This is a genomic window from Synechococcus sp. NB0720_010 (genome assembly GCF_023078835.1).
GTDB lineage: Bacteria > Cyanobacteriota > Cyanobacteriia > PCC-6307 > Cyanobiaceae > Vulcanococcus.
Genome location: NZ_CP090898.1, coordinates 471,026 through 490,458, shown reverse-complemented (window position 1 = coordinate 490,458; position 19,433 = coordinate 471,026). Strand labels below are relative to the sequence as shown.

General features: G+C 66.3%; 19 protein-coding genes. 2 read left to right on the top strand and 17 right to left on the bottom strand.

Annotated elements, in window-relative coordinates:
* Positions 1-83 precede the first annotated feature (83 nt).
* Positions 84-2,966 carry a UPF0182 family protein gene (locus LY254_RS02690; RefSeq protein WP_247478733.1) on the top strand — a complete coding sequence of 961 codons (2,883 nt, stop codon included), beginning with the start codon at positions 84-86 and terminating at the stop codon, positions 2,964-2,966.
* Between the two features lie 57 nt (positions 2,967-3,023).
* On the opposite strand, the gene fba is transcribed toward LY254_RS02690, so the two are convergent.
* The 15 genes from fba to LY254_RS02615 form a co-directional block, all read right to left on the bottom strand.
* Positions 3,024-4,097 (bottom strand): class II fructose-bisphosphate aldolase, encoded by a 1,074-nt coding sequence (gene fba / locus LY254_RS02685; protein ID WP_010317460.1) that lies wholly within the window; start codon positions 4,095-4,097, stop codon positions 3,024-3,026.
* A 49-nt stretch (positions 4,098-4,146) separates the two neighbouring features.
* Positions 4,147-5,256 carry a Gfo/Idh/MocA family protein gene (locus LY254_RS02680; protein ID WP_247478732.1) on the bottom strand — a complete coding sequence of 370 codons (1,110 nt, stop codon included), beginning with the start codon at positions 5,254-5,256 and terminating at the stop codon, positions 4,147-4,149.
* Positions 5,257-5,274: 18 nt separating this feature from the next.
* Positions 5,275-5,685, bottom strand: a complete 411-nt coding sequence (locus LY254_RS02675) for a hypothetical protein (RefSeq protein ID WP_247479710.1) — start codon at positions 5,683-5,685, stop codon at positions 5,275-5,277.
* 5 nt (positions 5,686-5,690) lie between these two features.
* Entirely contained in the window at positions 5,691-6,566 is an 876-nt protein-coding gene (accD, locus tag LY254_RS02670) for an acetyl-CoA carboxylase, carboxyltransferase subunit beta (protein ID WP_247478731.1), read from the bottom strand.
* A 35-nt stretch (positions 6,567-6,601) separates the two neighbouring features.
* Positions 6,602-7,444 (bottom strand): A24 family peptidase, encoded by an 843-nt coding sequence (locus tag LY254_RS02665; RefSeq protein WP_247478730.1) that lies wholly within the window; start codon positions 7,442-7,444, stop codon positions 6,602-6,604.
* Positions 7,444-7,710, bottom strand: coding sequence for a hypothetical protein (locus tag LY254_RS02660; RefSeq protein ID WP_247478729.1), 267 nt, complete (start codon positions 7,708-7,710; stop codon positions 7,444-7,446). Before LY254_RS02660 ends, LY254_RS02665 begins: the two co-directional genes overlap by 1 nt.
* A gap of 118 nt (positions 7,711-7,828) precedes the next feature.
* The gene (locus LY254_RS02655; RefSeq protein ID WP_247478728.1) at positions 7,829-8,731 is read right to left on the bottom strand and encodes a phosphoribulokinase; all 903 of its coding nucleotides are present in this window, start codon (positions 8,729-8,731) and stop codon (positions 7,829-7,831) included.
* Positions 8,732-8,809: 78 nt separating this feature from the next.
* Positions 8,810-9,892, bottom strand: a complete 1,083-nt coding sequence (gene leuB, locus LY254_RS02650) for a 3-isopropylmalate dehydrogenase (protein WP_247478726.1) — start codon at positions 9,890-9,892, stop codon at positions 8,810-8,812.
* A 27-nt stretch (positions 9,893-9,919) separates the two neighbouring features.
* Entirely contained in the window at positions 9,920-10,987 is a 1,068-nt protein-coding gene (gene lpxD, locus LY254_RS02645) for a UDP-3-O-(3-hydroxymyristoyl)glucosamine N-acyltransferase (RefSeq protein WP_010317432.1), read from the bottom strand.
* A 47-nt stretch (positions 10,988-11,034) separates the two neighbouring features.
* Positions 11,035-12,102 (bottom strand): glutamate 5-kinase, encoded by a 1,068-nt coding sequence (gene proB, locus LY254_RS02640; protein ID WP_371820496.1) that lies wholly within the window; start codon positions 12,100-12,102, stop codon positions 11,035-11,037.
* Between the two features lie 8 nt (positions 12,103-12,110).
* Positions 12,111-12,632 carry a YqeG family HAD IIIA-type phosphatase gene (locus LY254_RS02635; RefSeq protein ID WP_247478722.1) on the bottom strand — a complete coding sequence of 174 codons (522 nt, stop codon included), beginning with the start codon at positions 12,630-12,632 and terminating at the stop codon, positions 12,111-12,113.
* A 4-nt stretch (positions 12,633-12,636) separates the two neighbouring features.
* Positions 12,637-13,206: a DUF3727 domain-containing protein gene (locus tag LY254_RS02630; RefSeq protein WP_010317427.1), complete on the bottom strand. Its 570-nt coding sequence runs from the start codon at positions 13,204-13,206 to the stop codon at positions 12,637-12,639.
* Positions 13,203-13,706, bottom strand: a complete 504-nt coding sequence (gene ruvX, locus LY254_RS02625) for a Holliday junction resolvase RuvX (protein WP_247478721.1) — start codon at positions 13,704-13,706, stop codon at positions 13,203-13,205. The genes LY254_RS02630 and ruvX overlap by 4 nt, the downstream gene beginning before the upstream one ends.
* The gene (locus LY254_RS02620) at positions 13,706-14,737 is read right to left on the bottom strand and encodes a hypothetical protein (protein WP_247478720.1); all 1,032 of its coding nucleotides are present in this window, start codon (positions 14,735-14,737) and stop codon (positions 13,706-13,708) included. The genes ruvX and LY254_RS02620 overlap by 1 nt, the downstream gene beginning before the upstream one ends.
* A gap of 41 nt (positions 14,738-14,778) precedes the next feature.
* On the bottom strand, positions 14,779-15,960 hold the full coding sequence (locus LY254_RS02615; protein WP_247478719.1) for a F420-0:Gamma-glutamyl ligase: 1,182 nt from the start codon (positions 15,958-15,960) through the stop codon (positions 14,779-14,781).
* A gap of 85 nt (positions 15,961-16,045) precedes the next feature.
* Between LY254_RS02615 and LY254_RS02610 the strand changes: the two genes are divergently transcribed.
* Positions 16,046-17,458 (top strand): PhoH family protein, encoded by a 1,413-nt coding sequence (locus LY254_RS02610; RefSeq protein ID WP_247478717.1) that lies wholly within the window; start codon positions 16,046-16,048, stop codon positions 17,456-17,458.
* Here the strand turns inward: LY254_RS02610 and fumC are convergent.
* Both fumC and LY254_RS02600 read right to left on the bottom strand, forming a co-directional pair.
* Positions 17,455-18,831: a class II fumarate hydratase gene (gene fumC / locus LY254_RS02605; protein ID WP_247478715.1), complete on the bottom strand. Its 1,377-nt coding sequence runs from the start codon at positions 18,829-18,831 to the stop codon at positions 17,455-17,457. The genes LY254_RS02610 and fumC overlap by 4 nt on opposite strands.
* The gene (locus LY254_RS02600; protein ID WP_247478713.1) at positions 18,828-19,394 is read right to left on the bottom strand and encodes a thylakoid membrane photosystem I accumulation factor; all 567 of its coding nucleotides are present in this window, start codon (positions 19,392-19,394) and stop codon (positions 18,828-18,830) included. The genes fumC and LY254_RS02600 overlap by 4 nt, the downstream gene beginning before the upstream one ends.
* Positions 19,395-19,433: the final 39 nt, after the last annotated feature.

The following is a 19,433-nucleotide window of genomic DNA, read 5'->3' as shown; positions in this document are numbered from 1 at the left end:
CAGGCAGGTTTAAACCCGACCCGCAGGATCGGGTATCTCCAGGTTTGTCTTGAGATCCCCCGTGGCGGCTTGACCGGCCGGTTGTGCTGCCTAGTCTCGGCCAGGGATCGGCTCGGCTTGTGCAGGTATCGGTTCAAGGCCTCAAGCGGCTGTTGCGCTGGCTGGCCAGTGCTGCCCTGGTGCTGGGTTTGTTGGTGCTTCTGCCGCGCCTGGTGATCGAGGCGCAGTGGTTTGCGCAGTTCGATGCCCTCACGGTGGTGCTGCGCCGCTGGTTGTTTCAGTGCCTGGCCTTTGCTCTGGTCCTGGGTTTGGGCCTGCCGCTGCAGCTGCAGCAGCTGCGCCGCTGTTGGCGCCTGAGGCAGGAGGCCCCGCGCAAGCAGCTGCGGGAACGCCCCTTGGCGCCCCTCGCCAGCGGTCCGCTGGTGGCGGTCTTGACCGGCCTGCTCCTGCTGCTGGTGATGGGCCTGAGCTATCTCTTCCTGCAGGCCCGGGGCCTGATCCTGGATCCCTTTGGCGGTGAGGTCATCACCGGCCTCTCGGTCCTGGCGGACCTGCCGCCAGCACTGGTGCTCGGCCTGGCGGTGGTCCTGCTCCCCTGTCTGCTGCGGTGGCCCTACAGCACCCTGCGGATCAGCCTGGCGGCCGCCCTGGCAGGCTCGGCCACGGCCTGCGCCCGTGGTTGGAGCCTCTGGCTGCCGGGTCTGCTGGCCGTTCCCTTTGGCGAGGCCGACCCGCTGACGGGCTTTGACCTGAGCTTCACGGTGCTGCGCCTGCCGGCCCTGCACCTGCTGGTCAGCCTGGTGATCGCCCAGGTCCTGATTGGTTTTGTTGGTTGCCTCTGGCTGACTTTCTCGGAAGGGACCTCACTCACCGATCTGCGCTTTCCAGGGTTGAGCCGCGAGCAGCAACGAGTGCTGCAACCGCAGTTGGCGGTCTTGGCCCTGATGGCGGCCCTGAGTTACGGCCTCAGTCCCTTTGACCTGATGGTCGAAGGCAGTGGGGTGGCTTCGGGGGCTGGCTTTGTTGACCTGCACATTCGTCTTCCCCTGCGGCTGCTGTTGGCCCTGCTGCTGTTGATGAGTGGCCTGGGACTGCTGGTGCCGGTGCCCCGGTCCTGGTTTCGCCGCGCGGCGATGTTGCCCCTGCTGGTGTCCGCCTGCCTGCTGCCGATCGTGGAATGGGGTCTGGCGCCCCTGGTGCAGCGGGTCTGGGTGCAGCCCCGGGAGCTGCAACTGGAGACCCCCTACCTCAGGCGCGCCATTGCGGCGACGCGCCGGGCCTTTGGCCTCGAGGCCGTTCGTGAGCTGGATCTCGAGCCCAAACAGCAGCTCAGCGCCGCCGATCTCAAGAGCGCCGAGGGCACCTTGGCCAACGTGCGGCTCTGGGATAGCGGGCCCCTGCTGGAGGCCAATCGCCAGCTGCAGCAACTGCGTCTCTACTACGACTTCCCCTCCGCGGCCGTCGATCGCTATCCCCTGAATGCCGACGCCAGCGCGCTGGGCTCCCAGCAGGTCTTGATCGCAGCCCGGGAACTCGATTCCTCGGCGCTGGCCAAGGGCTCCCGCACTTGGCTGAACCGTCACCTGGTCTTCACCCACGGCTACGGCTTCACTGTCTCGCCGGTGAACGTCTCCGGTAGCGATGGGCTGCCGCTGTATTTCGTCAAGGACCTGGGCCGCAGCGGCCGGGTTCAGGCCCTGCCCCAGCTGGGCCAGAGCCAGAAGCGAGTGGAGCAGTACCTGCCTGTGGGACGCCCGCGGCTCTACTTCGCCTCCGCTCCCGCTCCCTACGCGATTGCCCCCTCCCAGGTGCGGGAGTTCGACTACCCCGAGGGCGATCTCAACGTCTATTCCCGCTACGACGGGCAGGCGGGGGTTCCAATCCACGGGCCCCTGGATCGCCTGATGGCGGCGATCTACCTGAATGAGGTGCGGCTGCTCTTCACCGGCTCCCTGACTCCCTCCTCCCGCCTGCTGGTGCGCCGGCAGGTGAACGAGCGTCTGCAGGCCCTGGCTCCGTTCCTGCGTTTTGAGAGCAAGCCCTATCTGGTGACGGCCCGCGTCGAGGACGACCCCGATTACAGGCCCGAGCACCATCAGTACTGGATGCTTGACGGCTTCACCGAGAGCCGCAGCTACCCCTATTCAGACGCCAACCCCGATGGCATTCGCTACTTCCGCAACCCCGTTAAGGCGGTGGTCAATGCCTACAACGGCGATGTCTGGCTCTATGTGAACGATCCGAACGACCCGGTGCTGCGGACCTGGCAGAAGGTCTTCCCGGATCTCTTCCGTCCCCTCTCAGCGATGCCCAAGGCCTTGCTGGCCCACATCCAGGTCCCCAAGAGTCAGTTCAACATCCAGGCCGAGCGTCTGCTGCGCTACCACGTCACCGACGTGCGCACCTTCTACAACGGTGATGACGTCTGGGCCCTGCCGCTGGAGATCTACGGCGATGCCTCGGCTCCCGTCCGTCCATATCACGTGACGATGCAGCTGCCCGGTGAGCAGCGTCCCGAGTTTGTGCTGCTGCTGCCCTTCACGCCTCTAAAGCGCCCAAACATGGTGGGCTGGCTGGCGGCCCGCAACGACACCCCCAATTACGGCGAGCTGTTTTTGGTGCGCTTCCCCCAGCAGCGTCTGCTTCTGGGACCTCAGCAAATTTCGGCCCTGATCGAGCAGGACCCGGCCATCAGCTATCAATTTGGCCTCTGGAATCGCGTCGGCTCCCGCCTGCTGCGGGGCAATTTGTTGGCGATGCCCGTTGGCCAGGGCTTGCTCTATGTCGAGCCGATCTATCTGCAGAGCAACAACAACGCCCTGCCCACCCTGGTGCGTGTTGTGGTCACCGACGGGAGACGCTTTGTGATGGAGCCCACCTTTGATGAGGCCCTGGCGCGCCTGGTGTCGGTCCAACCCAGTGGGGGCATGCGCGCCTTGACCCTGCCCCAGCCGGTCCTTCCCTAATTCGAGGACAAAAAAAGGGGCCCCGAAGGGCCCCGGTCATTCAGTGCGACGCCTGAATCAGGCGGCCACAGCGGACTTGGGGTCCAGCTCGCCCTTGGCGTAGAGGCCGGCGTAGTAGTTGATGTCGCGCTGCTTGATCTTGCTGGCGTTGCCGGCACACCAGAACTGCTGGTAGCGATCGAGGCAGACCTGCTTCATGTAGGCCCGGGCAGGCTTGTTGAAGTGGCGGGGGTCGAAGTTGGCGGGATCCTTCATCGCGGCTTCACGCACAGCGGCGGTGAAGGCCAGGCGGTTGTCGGTGTCGATGTTGACCTTGCGGACACCGTTGCGGATGCCTTCCTGGATTTCCTCGACGGGCACGCCGTAGGTCTCGGGGATGGCGCCACCGAACTTGTTGATCATCTCCAGCCATTCCTGGGGCACGGAGGAGGAGCCGTGCATCACCAGGTGGGTGTTGGGGATGGCCTTGTGGATCTCAGCGATGCGGCTGATGGCCAGCACTTCGCCGGTGGGCTTGCGGGTGAACTTGTAGGCGCCGTGGCTGGTGCCGATGGCGATGGCCAGGGCATCAACCTTGGTCTTGGCGACGAAGTCGGCAGCCTCAGCGGGGTCGGTCAGCAGCTGGCTGTGGTCCAGCTTGCCCTCGAAGCCGTGGCCGTCCTCGGCCTCGCCCATGCCGGTCTCCAGGGAGCCCAAGCAGCCCAGCTCACCCTCAACGCTCACGCCGATGGCGTGGGCCACGTCCACCACTTCCTTGGTGACAGCCACGTTGTAGTCGTAGCTGGCAGGGGTCTTGGCGTCGGCTTCCAGGGAGCCGTCCATCATCACGGAGGTGAAGCCGTTGGCGGCAGCGCCGAAGCAGGTGGCGGGGCTGTTGCCGTGGTCCTGGTGCATCACGACGGGGATGTCGGGATAGGTCTCAACGGCAGCCAGGATCAGGTGGCGCAGGAAGTTCTCACCGGCGTACTGACGGGCGCCGCGGGAGGCCTGAAGGATGACGGGGCTATCGGTCTCATAGGCAGCCTCCATGATCGACTGCACCTGCTCCAGGTTGTTGACGTTGAAAGCAGGGATGCCGTAGCCGTTTTCAGCGGCGTGGTCGAGCAGCAGCCGAAGCGGAACGAGCGCCATGGGGACACCAATAAGGGATTGGCGGGGATCCTAACCGGCGCCTTTTCCCTTAAACCCTGGCCCTGAGTCCAGCATCCGCAGATTCCAGTGCCAGATCGCAAACCCGCTGGCTCGAGAAGGCTTCCGCGAGCCCGGGCACCACGGGTCGGCCCTCGATGGCGGCCTCGGCCCACCACTGGGTGATTCGGCGGACGGCGGCGAGACGGCCATCGGGCCAGGTCTGGGGGAAGGCCAGGCTGGGATCGGGGCTGATCTCCTCCAGGGCCCCGCTGCTGCCGGAGCGCCAAAGTTTGAAGCCGTGGACGTAGTCGCTTTGGTTGCTGGATCCCAGCACCAGGCTGCCTTCGCTGCCATAGACCTCGATCCAATAGCCCCGACCTGGACGGGTCACCGAGCCCAGCGCCACCTGTGCAGGGATCGAGCGGCCCTGGTGGTCCTCCAGCTCCAGTTGCAGCAGGGCGATGTCTTCGGCATCCACTGCCGCCATCCGCCCACTGCCATCGGCCAGGGGGCGCTGGGGAATGGCCATGCTGCGCTGGGCACTCAGGCTGCGGGTCGGGCCAACCAGCCAATGCAGGGTATCAAAGGCATGGGTTCCGAGGGATCCCAGGACTCCACCGCCGGCGGCCCGCTGGGAATACCAGTTCCAGGGACGGCTGGCGTCCGCCCGACTCCCCATCAGCCAGTCCAATTTCACCAGCCAGGGCGTGCCGACGGCGCCGTCCTGCAGGAGCGCGGCGAACTGTTGAAATTCCGGGACGCCGCGGTATTCGAAGTCCACGGCCACGGTCACCCCGGCCTGGAGGGCCTGGCGCTGGAGGGTCTCCACCTGGGCGGCCTCCAGGGCGACGGGCTTCTCGAGCAGCAGGTGCTTCCCGGTGGCAATGGCCGCCTGGGCCAGGGCGAAGCGCGGTTCAGGGGGCGTGGCGATCACCAGGGCATCCACCCGGGGATCGGCCAGCAGGGCATCGAAATCGTTGAAGCCTGGGAGGTCGTGGCTGCGGCAGGCCTGATCGAGCCGCTCGCTGCGATGGTGCCAGAGGGCCACCGGTTCGGTCAGGGGGCAGTCCCGTAGGGCGGGGAGGTGCACCTTTTCGCCGAATGCCAAGCCAACAAGGGCCACCCCTAACGGACGCTGTTGGGTGCTGGATCCGGTCACGGCGGCTCGGCGTTGCTGTTAGGAGCCTGCCAGGAGCTCTTCCCCGGCGGCGCAGACCGCTTCGATGGTGGATTCGATCAACCCGTCATTGGCGGAGGCCTGCCACTGGCTTCCCCATTGGGGCAGTCCATTGACCGAGGTGTCGCGGTAGAGGCGCTGCGCGCAGTCCAGCTCCATCACGTAGAGGCTGCTGGCCGGGGGGCGGACCTCCTTGCCATCGGCACCCGCCTCCGGGGTCGGGGGTTGGAAGCGACTGAGCACCGTCAGATTGCCGTTCTTGTTCAGACGCAGGCTGCCGCGATCCCACCACTGCTGTCCTTCGCTGGTGACGGGCACCTCCTGCCAATCCACCGGGCCCGCGAAGACCGGTTGGGGAAGGCCACTCAGCAGGACCAGCCCCAGCAGGAGACCGCAGACGGCGCCAAGGATTCGCTTCACGCGGCGACCGCTTTGCTGTAGCCGTGCATCGTTAGCAGGCTGACCAGGGTGCTGCGCAGTTTGGGGCGGGGAACGATGTGATCGACAAAACCGTGGTCCTGCAGGTATTCCGCCGTTTGGAAATCATCCGGCAGCTTCTCCCGAAGGGTCTGCTCGATCACGCGCCGGCCCGCGAAGCCGATCAAGGCCTTGGGTTCCGCCAGGATCAGGTCGCCGAGCATCGCGAAGCTGGCGGTGACGCCACCAGTGGTCGGGTGGGTCAGCAGGGGTAGATAGAGCAACTCAGCCTTGCGGTGGCGCTCCAGGGCCCCGGAGATCTTGGCCATCTGCATCAGGGAGAGCATCCCCTCCTGCATGCGGGCGCCACCAGAGGCGCAGACGATCAAGACAGGCGCGCGCTTGGCGGTGGCGGTTTCGATCAGGCGAGCCAGCTTCTCGCCGACCACCGATCCCATCGATCCGCCCATGAAGCGGAAATCCATCACCCCGAGGGCCATCGGAATGCCCTCAACGGTGCACATCCCGGTGATGACGCTGTCTTTGAGGCCGGTGGCGCGCTGGGTGTCGCGGATGCGGTCGGCGTAGCTGCGGCGATCCTTAAAGGCGAGGGGATCGGTGGGACACAGTTCGGTGTCGAGGGCCTCAAAGCTGCCCTCATCGACGATCAGACGGATCCGCTCCTCACTAAAGATGCGGTGGTGATAGCTACAGCCGCTGCAGACACTGGCGTTGGCGGCCAGGTCCTTGCGGTAGACCACCAGCCCGCATTCGGGGCACTTGCTCCAGAGGCCATCGTCTTCGCTGACCTCCTGGGCATTGCGCACCGCAGGAGCGGTCTTGCGGCGATCGGCAAACCAGTCGAACAGCGACATGGTGATAGCGGTCTCCGGATGGTCTGATCAGACCATTAAAGGGCGCTCCAGCCCAAGTGCTTGCCCAGCTGTTGCAGCCAGAAGCTGTTTCCAGCCATCCAGACCGCCAGTCCGCCGCCCACCAGGAAGGGGCCAAAGGGGAAGGGTTGGCCGCGCTTGAGCCGGCCGCTGAGCAGACCGACCAGACCAAAGAGCGCCCCGGAGAAGACCGCCAGGGCGACGCTCAGGCCCAATCCCGTCAGGCCCAGCCAGGCGCCAAGCAGGGCAGCCAACTTGGCATCCCCAAGACCCAGAGCAGGTTTCCCGAGCAGCTTCTGGCCGGCGGCGCTGGTGGCTTCAAACCCCAGTAGGCCAGCGCTGGCAGCCAGGAGATGCCAAAGCAGGAGCTGCGGCTCTGGACCACCGCTTTGGCTGAAGACCGCCAGCAGGCTGAAGACAAAGCCCAGCAGAACCCCGGTGCGGCAGAGGGGCTCCGGCAACCAGAGCTGATCCAGATCAATCAGCAGCAGCGGAAGCAGCAGGGTCACCAGGCACCAGCCGGCCAGCAGCTGCAGAACGGCGGGGGCCTGCCCCAGGGCTTCAGGATGGCCCAGGGCTGCCGCCAGAAACAGACCGCCGCAGAGCAGCTCCACCGCCGGGTAGCGCAGTCTGATGGAGCTGCCGCAGTGGCGGCAACGGCCGCGTAGTAGCAGCCAGCTGAGAACCGGGATGTTCTCGCTCCAGCCCAGGCCCGTGCCGCAGTGGGGGCAGTGGCTGCGGGGCATGACCACGGACTCCTGGCGGGGATAACGCCAGGCGACGACGTTCAAAAAACTGCCGATGCACAGACCCAGCGCAGTGATCAGCAGCAGAACCGTGCTGGGAAGAGTGCTGAGCATCAGAGACCCCGGTAGGGCGAGCGGGAGGGACGGCTGCGGGACGGGCGGGACCGGACCCAGTCCAGTGGGATGAACTGCTCCTCGGGCAGGAGCACCGGCAGTTCAAAAACCACCCGCCCTTGCCCTGGGCTCAGCACAATCCCCTGGGGCTCCAGGGCCGAGACGGAGCGCTCAAGGAACTGGAAGTAAACCCTCCGCGCCTGGGCAATCACCGCGGCGCTATTGATCCGATCCCAACGGGGTTGCGCAGATACAGAAGAACCCACCGCGCCTCGAATCTCAAAGGAGAGAGGAGCTGGTGGGTTGATACGACTGGGCTGAGGAGCAACCGATGTGGGAGGACCGTGTCCGCCAGTTGCGCCCCAGCCTAGGGGTGAAGTTGGCTCAGGCCAGCTTCTTTTTCTCTTCGATCATGCGGTGAATGATCGGGGTCAGGATCAGCTCCATCGCGAAGCCCATCTTGCCGCCGTTCACCACGATCGAGGTGGGGCTGGACATGAACGAATCGTGGATCATGTCGAGCAGGTAGGTGAAGTCGATCCCCCACTTCTCACGAGCACCCTTGCGGAAGTGAATGATCACGAAGGACTCATCCGGGGTGGGGATGTTCCGGATCATGAAGGGGTTCGAGGTGTCCACGGTGGGGACACGCTGGAAGTTGATGTCGGTCTGGCTGAACTGCGGGCAGATGTGGTTGATGTAATCCGGCATCCGGCGCAGGATCGTGTCAACGGTGGCCTCGGCGGAGTAGCCGCGCTCAGCGTTGTCACGGGAGATCTTTTGGATCCACTCCAGGTTGACGATGGGCACCACGCCCACCAGCAGGTCAGCCAGGCCAGCGACGTCGTAGCCCTCGCCCTTCACGCCACCGTGGAGGCCTTCGTAGAAGAGCAGGTCGGTACCTGAGGGGATGTTCTCCCAGGGGGTGAACTGGCCGGGCTCGAGGTTGGTGCCGAGGCGGGCGTTGTGGTCAGCGGCCTCTTCCACGGAGTGGAGGTAGTAGCGCTTCTGGCCAGCACCGGTTTCGCTATAGCTGCGGAAGAGCTCTTCGAGCTTGTCGAACAGGTTGGCCTCAGGGCCGAAGTGGGAGAAGTTCTCGCCCTTGGCCAGGGCCGCGCCCATGGCCTCTTTCATGGCGGCCCGCTCGTAGCGGTGGTAGCTATCGCCTTCCACCACCGCAGGGGTGATCCCCTCGCGCTTGAAGATGTGCTCAAAGGCACGCTTCACAGTGCTGGTGCCTGCGCCGGAGGAACCGGTGACAGCAACAACCGGGTGACGCTTCGACATGCGCAGGGATCGGTGGAACTAGCGGCGAGTTTGGCAGGTCGCGTGGCCAATCCCGCCGATCCGTTGATCCCTGTTGCTTTAGGCCTCGAGGGCGGCCAGCAGTTGATCGCCCATGGCCTTGCAGCCCAGTTGTGTGCAGCCCTCGGCCATCAGATCACCGGTGCGATAGCCCTGGGCCAGGACCCGGTCCACGGCCTGCTCGAGTGCCGTCGCGGCGGCATCTTGCTGGAGACCCACGCGAAGCATCATCGCGGCGCTCAGCACCATGGCCATCGGGTTGGCTTTGTCCTGGCGCGCAATGTCGGGGGCAGAACCGTGGATCGGTTCAAACAGGCCAGGGCCGCTTTCGCCTAGTGAGGCTGAGGGCAGCATGCCGATGGAGCCGCTGAGCATCGCGGCCTCATCGCTAAGGATGTCGCCAAAGAGATTGCTGGTGAGCAGCACGTCGAACTGACGGGGGTTGCGCACGAGTTGCATCGCGGCGTTGTCCACGTACATGTGGCTCAGCTCCACGCCCGCATAGCTGCTGGCGTGGAGGGCCTCAACGCGATCGCGCCAGAGTTGGCTGACATCCAGCACGTTGGCTTTGTCGACGCTGCAGAGGCGGCCGCTGCGCTGCTGGGCAATGTCAAAGCCCACCTTGGCGATGCGATCGATCTCATCGTCGAAATAGGCCATGGTGTTGAAACCACGCACCCGGCCGTCGGCCTCAACGCGGCCCTTCGGAGTGCCGAAGTAGACGCCCCCGGTGAGTTCGCGAACCACCATCAGGTCGACCCCCTCGATCACCTCGCGCTTGAGGGTGGAGGCATCGATCAGCGCCGGGATGATCTTCACCGGACGCAGGTTGGCGAAGAGCCCCATGCCGGAGCGCAGGCCCAGCAGCCCGGTCTCCGGGCGCTTCTCGCGGGGCAGGGTGTCGTATTGCGGCGAGCCGATGGCGGCGAGAAGCACGGCATCGGCGGCCTTGCAGGCCTCGAGGGTGCTGGCGGGCAGGGGTTCGCCGGTGGCGTCGATGGCGCACCCCCCCATGGGCTGCTCGTTGTAGACCAGCTCAAAGCCGTGGCTGCGGCTGACCGCGTCCAGCATTTGGCGGGCCACCGCCGTGATCTCAGGACCGATCCCGTCACCGGGGAGCAGGGTGATCCGGAAGCTGGTCATCGACGTCCGCCTGGGCTTCGGGGGAGGCTACGGCTTGACTTGTTTTTCCAGTTGGCGGAGCGCCTTGCCGAGCTCGGGCAGCTTGTTGAAGGCCGCTGAGCAGCGCAGCCAGAGGCGGTTGGGGATGGCGGGATAGCCGCTGACGACCTCACCGGCGGCCACTTCCCCGTGGACCCCGGACTTGGAGGAGGCGATGGAGCGATCGCCCATGACGGCCTTGTTGGCGAGGCCCACCTGGCCGGCCAGGATCACGCCGTTGCCCAGCTTGGCGCCGCCGGCAATGCCGACCTGGGCCGCCAGGGCGCAGCCCTTGCCCGTGGTGACGCCGTGGCCGATGTGGACCAGGTTGTCGATCTTGCTGCCAGCGCCGATCCGGGTTTCGCCGACGGAGGGGCGATCGATGGTGCTGCCGCAGCCCACCTCAACGGCATCCTCGAGGACCACCAGGCCGGTCTGGGGCATCTTGCGCCAGCCGCTGGCGGTGGGCACAAAGCCAAAGCCTTCACTGCCGACGACGGCATTGGAGTGCACCACGCAGGCGCGTCCCAGGCGGGAGCCGGGGTGCAGGACGGCGCCGGCATGCAGTTCACAGCCATCGCCGATCTGCACGTCGTCGTAGATGACGACGTTGGGGTGGATCGTGCAGGAGGCGCCGATTTGCACGTCGCTGCCGATCACCACGTTGGCGCCGACATGGCTCCCCATGCCCACCACCGCCTCCGGTGCAATCACGGCGCTGGGGTGAACACCCGGAGCCTTGGGGGCACGGGGGTAGAGGGTGTCGAGCGTCTCGGCAAAACCCAGCCGTGGGTCAGCCAGGGCGACCCAGGCCATGCCCTTGGCCGTGGCTTCCGCCTGGGCGGCCTCGCATTCGTTGCCCTTGGCGGGCAGCAGCACGGCGCTGGCGCCGCTGGCATTGAGGGCGGCCGCCAGGGCATTGCCAGCCTCAAGAAAACTGATCTGACCGCTGAGGGCCTGGTCGAGGGCGGCGGCGGCACCCAGCTCCGGGTCCTCCCCGAGGTGGTGCTGAAGGGACTGGATCCCACCTGCGGCCTTCACCTCGCTCAGTTGGCTGAGCAGTTGGCTGAAGCGCATCGGCGGCGGGGGGATGTGCTGCGGATGGTAGGCCGATTTCTCAGGTCTCAGCTTGAGGCGATGACGACGAGGTGATCCCGATGAATGACCACTCCGCTCTGGCCCTGATCCCCCTCCAATTCATCGCTCGCTAGGGCGCTGAGGCCCCGGGCGAGCTCCCGCCCGTCCTCGCCCAGAACCCGCACGGCCTCACGCCGGCCAAAGGAGCCGTCCACGCTGCGGACCCCGACGGCCAGCAGCGAGGCTCCCTGCTCCAGCAGCGCACGCTCCGCTCCTGCATCCACGGTGATGCTGCCCTTGGGCAGCAGGGCATGGGCCAGCCAACCCTTGCGGCTGCTCAGGGGGGTCTCACTGGGGCGGAACAGCGTCCCCAGTTGTTCGCCGGCCAAGACGGCTTCCAGCACAGCGGGATCGCGGCCATCGGCCAGGCGCACCTGAATGCCGCTGGCGGTGGCGATGCGCGCGGCCGAGAGCTTGGTGGTCATCCCGCCGGTGCCCCAGCGGCCCCCGCCTTTGGCCACCCCGGCCAAGGCCTCGATCTCGGCTAGGGACTTGACCTCAGGGATTGGCTTGGCGCCGGCATCGCTGCGGGGATCGCCGGAGTAGAGGCTGTCGATGTCGGTCAGCAGGACCAGCTCATCGGCCTGGATCGCCACCGCCGCCAGGGCGGAGAGGGTGTCGTTATCGCCAAAGCGCAGCTCATCGGTCGCCAGGGTGTCGTTCTCGTTGATCACGGGGGTGACGCCCCAGCTGAGCAACTGCTCCAGGGTGCGGCAGGCGTTCTGGTAGCGGCGCCTGGAGGCCAGATCGGCGCGGGTCAGCAGCACCTGGGCGACGCAGCGCCCGCGGGCGGCAAAGGCCTGGTCGTAGAGGGTCATCAGTCGCCCCTGGCCCACGGCGGCTGAGGCCTGAAGACCCTCCAGCTCCGTCGGTCGCTCGCCCAGTTGCAGGGCCTGGCAACCCAGGCCAACGGCGCCACTGGTCACGAGCACCACGGGCTCCTCCCGTTGCCAGAGGCCGCAGAGGCTGGCGGCTAGGTCGTTGATCACCTGCTCGGTTCCGCGGCTACCGGAGCCCCGCAGAACACTGGTGCCGACTTTGATAACCCGGCGCATCCCCATCGTCAGGAGAGCTCCGCTCCAGCCAGTTGGGCCAACTTCACCTCAAAGCGCTGCCAGTGGTCATGGCGGCAGGGCTGACCGGTGGCGTCAATCGGTTTGACCAGCACGGTGTACATCCCGAGTCGGTTGCCGGCCAGCACATCGGTGAACACCCGATCGCCGACCATCGCGACCTGGGCGGCGGGGAGATCGAGCTGTTGCAAGACCCGCCGCAGGGGGGAGCGCCGCGGCTTACCGGCGCTGGTGGTGAAGTCCACGCCCAGACGCTCGGCGACGCCGCCAATGCGGGCCCGGGAGGGGTTGTTGCTGAAGAGGTGCAGCGGCACGGTCTCCTGCGCCCGTTTCAGCCAGGCCTCCATCGGTTCGGGGAGGCTGGAGCCCCGGTGGGGCAGCAGGGTCCGGTCCACATCCAGCACCAGGGCCCTGATCCCCTGGGCCAGGAGGCCATGCAGGGGAAGGTCCACCAGGGTTCCAGCCGCCACCAGATTGGGCTGCAGCAGTTCGGAGACGGAAAGGCGGGTCACCGAATCAGTCGTCACCGAGCTCGCGGTCCTCGAGTTCTGCCTCGATCCGGGGCTGAACACGTTCGAACTCTTCGCCCTCCACCAGCACGCCCTCGCCGTTTTCCATGCGGGCCACGACAAAGAAGGGATCCAGGGGGATGAACAGGCCGTATTCCTTGTCCTCGGCCCGGAACTGGATCAGCATTTCGTAGAGGTCGGTCTCATCGTCCTCATCGCCGTCGAGCTCGTCCTCGTCGTACTCCTCGGGATCGGGTTCTTCCAGGTCCCCGCTGACGGTCAGGGTGACAGCGGAGCGCACGAGGGTCAGGTCGTGCTCCTGCAGTACCACATCGGCCACCGAGAGGATCGGCTCGGCATGGCTGAGCTCTTCGATGACCTCGTCTTCGCCGTTCTCGTTTTCGGCGATCTGCACCAGGCAGACCGGGGTATCGACGGGGGTCAGCAGGGCGTAGTCCTTGCCGTCCAGGGGAATCAGTTGCTCAAGGAAGCAGAGCAGCTGGCGCCCGCTCTGGTCCCGCACCAGCACGGTCGGGACATCACCGGTGCCGTTGATGCTGGGGCCGTCAGTGCTCATGGCGCATGGGGGAGATGGCCTAAGGATGCCTGGGCATCGGACTCCAGGCCATGGGCTGGGGTCGCCTTGCTGACCGCTGCCGGCTCCGGCCCCTCCTGGAGCCACTGCTCGAGCAGCAGGGCGGCGGCGGCGCTATCGAGGGCGCCGCTGCGGTCCCCCCGCAGCCCAAAGCGCTCCCCGGCATCCCAGCTGCTGGCGTATTCATTGACAAAGGCCAGGGGGAGGGCCAGGTCCCGGGCTAGGCGTTCGCCGTAGCGGCGGCAGTGCTCCGCTTGGGCAGTGGGTTGTTGCTGGGCATCTAGTGGGAGTCCCACCACCAGGGCCAGGATCCGCCGTTCCCGCACCAAGGCCTGGAGCTGCTGCAGGTCCGCGGGATAGCGGCCCCGGTGCAGCGCCGGAAGGGGTTTGACCGTCAGGCCCAGGGGGTCACAGCCGGCCAGGCCGATGCGTTTCCGGCCGACATCCAGGGAGAGCACCGAGCGGGGTGCGGGGGCGGCCATCAGCGCTCGAGGGGCGTTGGGATTGGCTTCTGACCCGGCTGCAGCTGGCCAAGGACCGCCTCCAGCTTGCGGCTGACCCCTTGGCTGGTTTGCGGGGCATGGCGGCGCCAGACGCTGCGGGCCATCACCACCTCTTCCCCTTCGGGCGCCATCCCCAGGCTTTGCAGCCATTGGTTGTGCTCGTGCTTGAGGACATCACTGCGGATCAGCACTTCACCGAGGCCCTGGGCGCTCTGCTCCAGCAGCAGGTGCAGGGGTTGCCCCAGCAGGTGCTGCCAGCCGGGGTGGAGGCTCAGCTCCAGTTCTGGGATCTCTCTGCTGCCGGGGCGCAGCCGCCGGACCCCGGCCACCGCCTGCTGGCGACTGGTGTCCATCAGCATCCAGCTGGGCTGTTCGCTTTGATCGAGCAGATCGTCCACGCGGCGATCAAGCAGTTGCCGCAACTGGGCCGGCAGGGCGGCCTGCTCGAGTTGCCACATCGCCATGGCGCTCCGCCGATTGAGCGGCAGCAGCTGCAAGTCCGAGGGCAGGGCGCGATCGAGCGGTTTCTGGGGCGGTTCCCAGCGCCAGAGGGTTTCGTGGCGGAGTTGCTGGAAGCCCTGTTGCCGCAGGAGCCCCAAGCGATTGCTGTCGGTGCTGGGGCTGGTGGCGATCCAACTGGCGGCGCTCGGACTGCCCTGGATGGCGGCGCGCACCAGGGCGGCCTCTATCGCCATGCGTCCGGCTTCTCCGGCCTCCAGGCTGGCCTCACTGCTGCGCAGGTGTTGGATCTGCCAGCAGCTGCCGCTACGGTTCAGCCGTTGACTGACAACCAGTCCTAGGGGGGTCTGGGGGTCGCGGAAGGCCACGAAGGTCTCCGAGGCCAGGGCCGGTCGCGGGGCGAGGCGTTGCAGCAGCCGCTCGGGCCCCTGCAACAGCAGGGATCGCTGCAGCAGAGGCAGGAGATCGCTGAAGCAGGCTTCCTGCAGAAAAGGCAGCTGCCATCCCCGCAGCGGCTTCACCTGAAGACTTGGTTGAGCAGCTGAGGACACGGCGGCGCCGAAGGGGCCTCCTTCAATGGTATGGGCGATTGCTAGTTCGGGCGAACCAGCACCAGTGGGGTGCGCTCGTTGGCGTTGCCGGCGGGGTTGGGCTTGAGGGCCCGCTCCAGCAGCTCCTCATCGCAGCCGGGGCTGGAGGCCAGCACCTTGACCCGACCGAGGTCGTTGACATCCACAACGGCGACGGCGACGCCGAGCTCGGAGGCCAGTTGGCGGCAGACCTCGCTGCTTTGAACCGGACCCAGGACGATGGTCTGGTCGTAGGGCGGGGTGGTGCCGGTGACGTCGTCGATCAGGCGGGCCTGTTCACCGGCCAGCCGATAGAACCAACCCTTGGAGCCCACGAGCTTGAGGGCGGTGCCGGCGAGCCAGGCACAGAGCACGCGCGCCGGACCGACGTTGTCGATCAGGGTCTGTAGGCCGCAGGCGGTGGCCAGGGAGCTGGTGGGGTGGAAGACCCGGCAGAGCAGACGGGCCAGGCTGGAGGGCTGCAGGTTGGCCGGGTGGTTGTAGCGGCCCTGCATGACCGCCAGCGGGGTCTCGCCGATGGTCAGGACATCCCCGGGCTGCAGCACGGCGCCGGCGTAGTGCTGCAGGACCTCGGCGGGATCGTCGAGGGTTCCGAGCAGATGGGTGCGAATCGGCAACACGCTGCAGCGATCACCCTGGCGCCAGGTGGCGCTGGAGCTCTGCGCTGGGGCCGGACGGCGCAGGGGAATCAGCACCCCATCGCGTTGTTGCAGCCGGCCGAAGGGGCCGTAGTTGATCCAGAGGATCTCCAGCCAGAGGGTGTCCAGCAGGTTGCGCAGGTCGCTGCCGGCTGGGGCCTCAAGCGTGATCAGCGCTTCGGCTTGGGTGGTCTTGCGCCCTTTGACGATGTAGGCGAACCAGTAGCCATCGGCGCGGGCCTCCTCATCGGGGTGCTGCGGGCTCAGGCTGCAGCGCACGTTGACCCCAGAGAGGTCCGCGCGTCCCAGCAGGGTGGGTTTGAGTTCAATCTCGGGAACAAAGACCTCCATCCGCCGGTGTGGGTTGCGGATGCTCAGGGTTCCCTTGACCTGCCATTGGCTGTCGGAGACCCGTTGCACCTTCCAACCGCTGCTGCTGAGCCGCAGGGGTGAGGCGGGCCGGAGGCGATGGCGCAGCTCCAGCCAGAGCAACGCCAACCCAAAGACCAGGGCGGCGATCAGGACAACAGCAAACAGGGCGGCCAACGGCGGAGCTTTGCGTTCTGCGGGAGCGTAGGTGGTGCGGAAGAAAAACCCGCTTAGCGTTTCGGCATTGCGGTGGTGAGCCCTGATGCGCAAGACCTTCGTTCTCGATACGAATGTGTTGCTGCATGACCCCCAGGCCCTCACACGCTTTGAAGACAACGCGGTGGTGATCCCGATTGAGGTGGTCGAGGAGATCGATCGCTTCAAGAAGGACCCCTCCGAGAAGGGGCGCAATGCCCGCCAGATCTCGCGCCTGCTCGATGCCCTGCGGGAGAAGGGAAACCTGGCGGATGGCGTGCCGATTGATGAGGGCAGTGGCGGCACGCTGCAGGTGGTCTTCTGCCGCAGCGAGACCCTGGCCCAGTTGCCGCCGGAGCTCAAGGGCGGCAGCGGTGACAACAACATCCTGGCGGTGGCGCTGGAGCAGCTCCGCTCCGGCTTGATTGCCGATCAACCCCCGGTGGTGCTGGTCACCAAGGACACCAACCTGCGGATCAAGGCCGATGCCGTCGGCCTGACCGCTCAGGACTACACAACTGACAAGGTCGACATCGCTGACCTCTACGCCGGGGTCAGTGAGCTATCGGCCAGTGCAACGGCGATGGACACCCTCAAGAGCGAGGGGGGGCTGCCGCTCACGGAGCTTCCCTCCGCTGAAGGGGCCGACCTTCAGGCCAATGAGGGGGTCACCTTGGTGGATCAGGCCCAACCCAATCACACGCTGCTCGCGCGTTTTGATGCCCAGCATCAGCGGCTGGTGCCCCTGCAGCGCAGCACGCGGGCCCGACTGGGCAAGGTCTCGCCCCGCAACCGCGAGCAGACCTTTGCCTTGGATCTGCTGCTGGATCCCTCGGTGCAACTCCTGACCCTGGTGGGTAAGGCCGGGACGGGGAAAACCCTGCTGGCCCTGGCGGCGGGACTGCACCAGGTGGCGGATGAACAGCTCTATGAACGTCTGCTGGTGACCCGGCCGGTGATCTCGCTGGGCAAAGAGATCGGCTTTCTGCCCGGCAGCCTCGAGGAAAAGATGGGCCCCTGGATGCAGCCGATCATCGACAACCTTGATTTCCTGCTCGGCAATAGCCCAGAAGAGGAGGGCCGTTCGGGTGCCAAGGGCGCCTCGGGGCCTGCGAATCGTGCTGGCACCAATCGTGCCCCCCGCAGCAACTGGACGGACCTCAAGGGGATGGGGCTCCTGGAGGTGGAGGCGATCAGCTACATCCGCGGTCGCTCGATTCCCCGCCAGTACATGGTGGTGGATGAGGCCCAGAACCTCACCCCCCACGAGGTCAAAACGATCGTCACCCGCGTGGGCGAGGGCACCAAGATTGTCTTCACCGGTGACCCGTATCAGATCGACAATCCCTATGTGGATGCCGAGAGCAATGGCCTGACCTGGCTGGTGGAGCGCTTCAAAGGGCAGCCGCTCGCCGGCCACATCACCCTGATCCGCGGCGAGCGCAGCGAACTGGCGGAGCTAGCGGCGAACCTGCTTTAGACCATCGCCTCCGGGCGCACCCACTGATCGAATTCTTCGGCGCTGATCTCGCCAAGGACCAGGGCGGCTTCCTTGAGGCTCAGCCCGTGGTTGTGGGCATGTTTGGCAATGCCGCTGGCGCGGTCGTAGCCGATGGCGGGGGTCAGGGCCGTCACGAGCATCAGGCTCTGATTCAGCAGCCGTTCGATGCGCTGTTCATTGGCCTTGAGGCCCTCGATGCAGTGCTCGCGGAAGCTGGTGCAGCCGCCCGCCAGCAGCTCGATGCTCTCGAGCACGTTGTGGGCGATCAGGGGCTTGAAGACGTTCAGCTCAAAGTTGCCCTGGCTGGCACCGATCTGAACGGCGGTGTTGTTGCCCATCACCTGGGCGGCCACCATCGTCAGGCTCTCGCACTGGGTGGGGTTGACCTTGCCCGGCATGATCGAGCTCCCCGGCTCGTTTTCCGGCAGGACCAGTTCCCCGAGGCCGCAGCGTGGTCCGCTGCCGAGCCAGCGGATGTCATTGGCGATCTTCATCAATGAGCCCGCCAGCACCGTCAGGGCGCCATGGCTTGAGGCCAGGGCCTCATGGCCCGCCAAGGCCTGGAACTTGTTGGGGGCGCTGCTGAAGGCGGTTCCAAGGCGCTCCGTGAGCCGCGCCGCGACCGCCTCGCCAAAGCCCTTCGGGGCATTGAGGCCGGTGCCCACGGCCGTGCCACCAATGGCCAGCTCCCGCACCCGCGGCAGGTTCTGGCGGATGGCTTCAATCGCCAGCTGCAGCTGGGCGACGTAGCCGCTGAATTCCTGGCCCAGGCTCAGGGGCACTGCATCTTGGAGATGGGTGCGGCCGATCTTGATCAGATCGGCGTAGGCCGTGGCCTTGGCTTGCAGGGCCGCCGCCAGGCCCTCAACCGCGGGCAGGAGACGTTGCTCCAGTTCGATCACCACGGCGATGTGCATCGCCGCAGGGAAGGTGTCGTTGCTCGATTGGCTGAGGTTGACGTGGTCGTTGGGGTGCACCGGGCTCTTGCTGCCCAGTTCACCGCCGAGGGCCTCGATCGCCTTGTTGGCGATCACCTCGTTGGCGTTCATGTTGCTCTGGGTGCCCGAACCGGTCTGCCAGACCTTCAGCGGGAACTCCTGGTCCAGATCACCGGCGGCCACCTGCTCGGCGGCGGTCACGATGGCGCTGCAGAGGGCCGCATCCAGCTTGCCGAGATCGCGATTCGCCTCCGCGCAGGCCGCCTTCAGCTGACCGAAGGCATGCACGATCGCCAGGGGCATGCGCTGGCCGAAGGGGAAGTTCCCTATGGAGCGCTGGGTCTGGGCGCCCCAGTAGTGCTCCGCGGGAACGGCGATGACCCCGAGGCTGTCGGTCTCTTGGCGCTGACTCATGGGGCGGCGACGATTTCGCTGTTGAGTTCGTTGACCTCGCGGTTGAGGCTGAGCTTCGTATCACCCTGGGGACGGAGCCCGGTGATGCCGCTGAGCGCTTCGTTAATGGCATCGATGCTCACCGGCCCGCTCTCATCGAGGATCACCTTGCCCTCGCGGTCGAGAACCACGACCTGGGGGATTTGGCCCTTCCAATAGCTGGCGGGGTCAATGGCGCCGTGGGTCTCGCGGTTCTGCAGCGGGTCGGTCTGCAGCAGGATCAACTCAGCGCTGCGGCCCCAGAGGCGCTGCAGTTCGTTGAAGACGACGGCGTACTGCTTGCTGGCGGCGCTGTCATCGAGGAAGAAGCCCAGGATGATCACCCGGTGCTCCTCCAAGGCCTGCGAGAGGGTGCTTCGCGGCGGCACCAGGGAGCCGTTGCCCGCGTAGAGCGCATAGATATTGCCGTCGTAGCTGTTGGTGTCCCGCGCGGCCTGGCTTGGTGCGGCGAGGCCCAGCACCAGAACCAAGCAGAGGGCCAGCGCTGCAAGGGGCTTCAGCAGCCGGGCCAGGGTGCGGGGCATCAACGCAGGGAAAGCTGCGGCCATTGTGGCCTTCAGCAG

Excerpts from the sequence above, each read along its gene's own strand:
- ruvX (WP_247478721.1), bottom strand. The coding sequence starts at position 13,706 with ATGGCCGCCCCCGCACCCCGCTCGGTGCTCTCCCTGGATGTCGGCCGG.
- lpxD (WP_010317432.1), bottom strand. The coding sequence starts at position 10,987 with ATGCGCTTCAGCCAACTGCTCAGCCAACTGAGCGAGGTGAAGGCCGCA.
- LY254_RS02665 (WP_247478730.1), bottom strand. The coding sequence starts at position 7,444 with ATGCTCAGCACTCTTCCCAGCACGGTTCTGCTGCTGATCACTGCGCTG.
- LY254_RS02630 (WP_010317427.1), bottom strand. The coding sequence starts at position 13,206 with ATGAGCACTGACGGCCCCAGCATCAACGGCACCGGTGATGTCCCGACC.
- fumC (WP_247478715.1), bottom strand. The coding sequence starts at position 18,831 with ATGAGTCAGCGCCAAGAGACCGACAGCCTCGGGGTCATCGCCGTTCCC.
- LY254_RS02655 (WP_247478728.1), bottom strand. The coding sequence starts at position 8,731 with ATGTCGAAGCGTCACCCGGTTGTTGCTGTCACCGGTTCCTCCGGCGCA.
- leuB (WP_247478726.1), bottom strand. The coding sequence starts at position 9,892 with ATGACCAGCTTCCGGATCACCCTGCTCCCCGGTGACGGGATCGGTCCT.
- LY254_RS02610 (WP_247478717.1), top strand. The coding sequence starts at position 16,046 with ATGCGCAAGACCTTCGTTCTCGATACGAATGTGTTGCTGCATGACCCC.
- LY254_RS02600 (WP_247478713.1), bottom strand. The coding sequence starts at position 19,394 with ATGCCCCGCACCCTGGCCCGGCTGCTGAAGCCCCTTGCAGCGCTGGCC.
- fba (WP_010317460.1), bottom strand. The coding sequence starts at position 4,097 with ATGGCGCTCGTTCCGCTTCGGCTGCTGCTCGACCACGCCGCTGAAAAC.
- proB (WP_371820496.1), bottom strand. The coding sequence starts at position 12,102 with ATGCGCCGGGTTATCAAAGTCGGCACCAGTGTTCTGCGGGGCTCCGGT.
- accD (WP_247478731.1), bottom strand. The coding sequence starts at position 6,566 with ATGTCGCTGTTCGACTGGTTTGCCGATCGCCGCAAGACCGCTCCTGCG.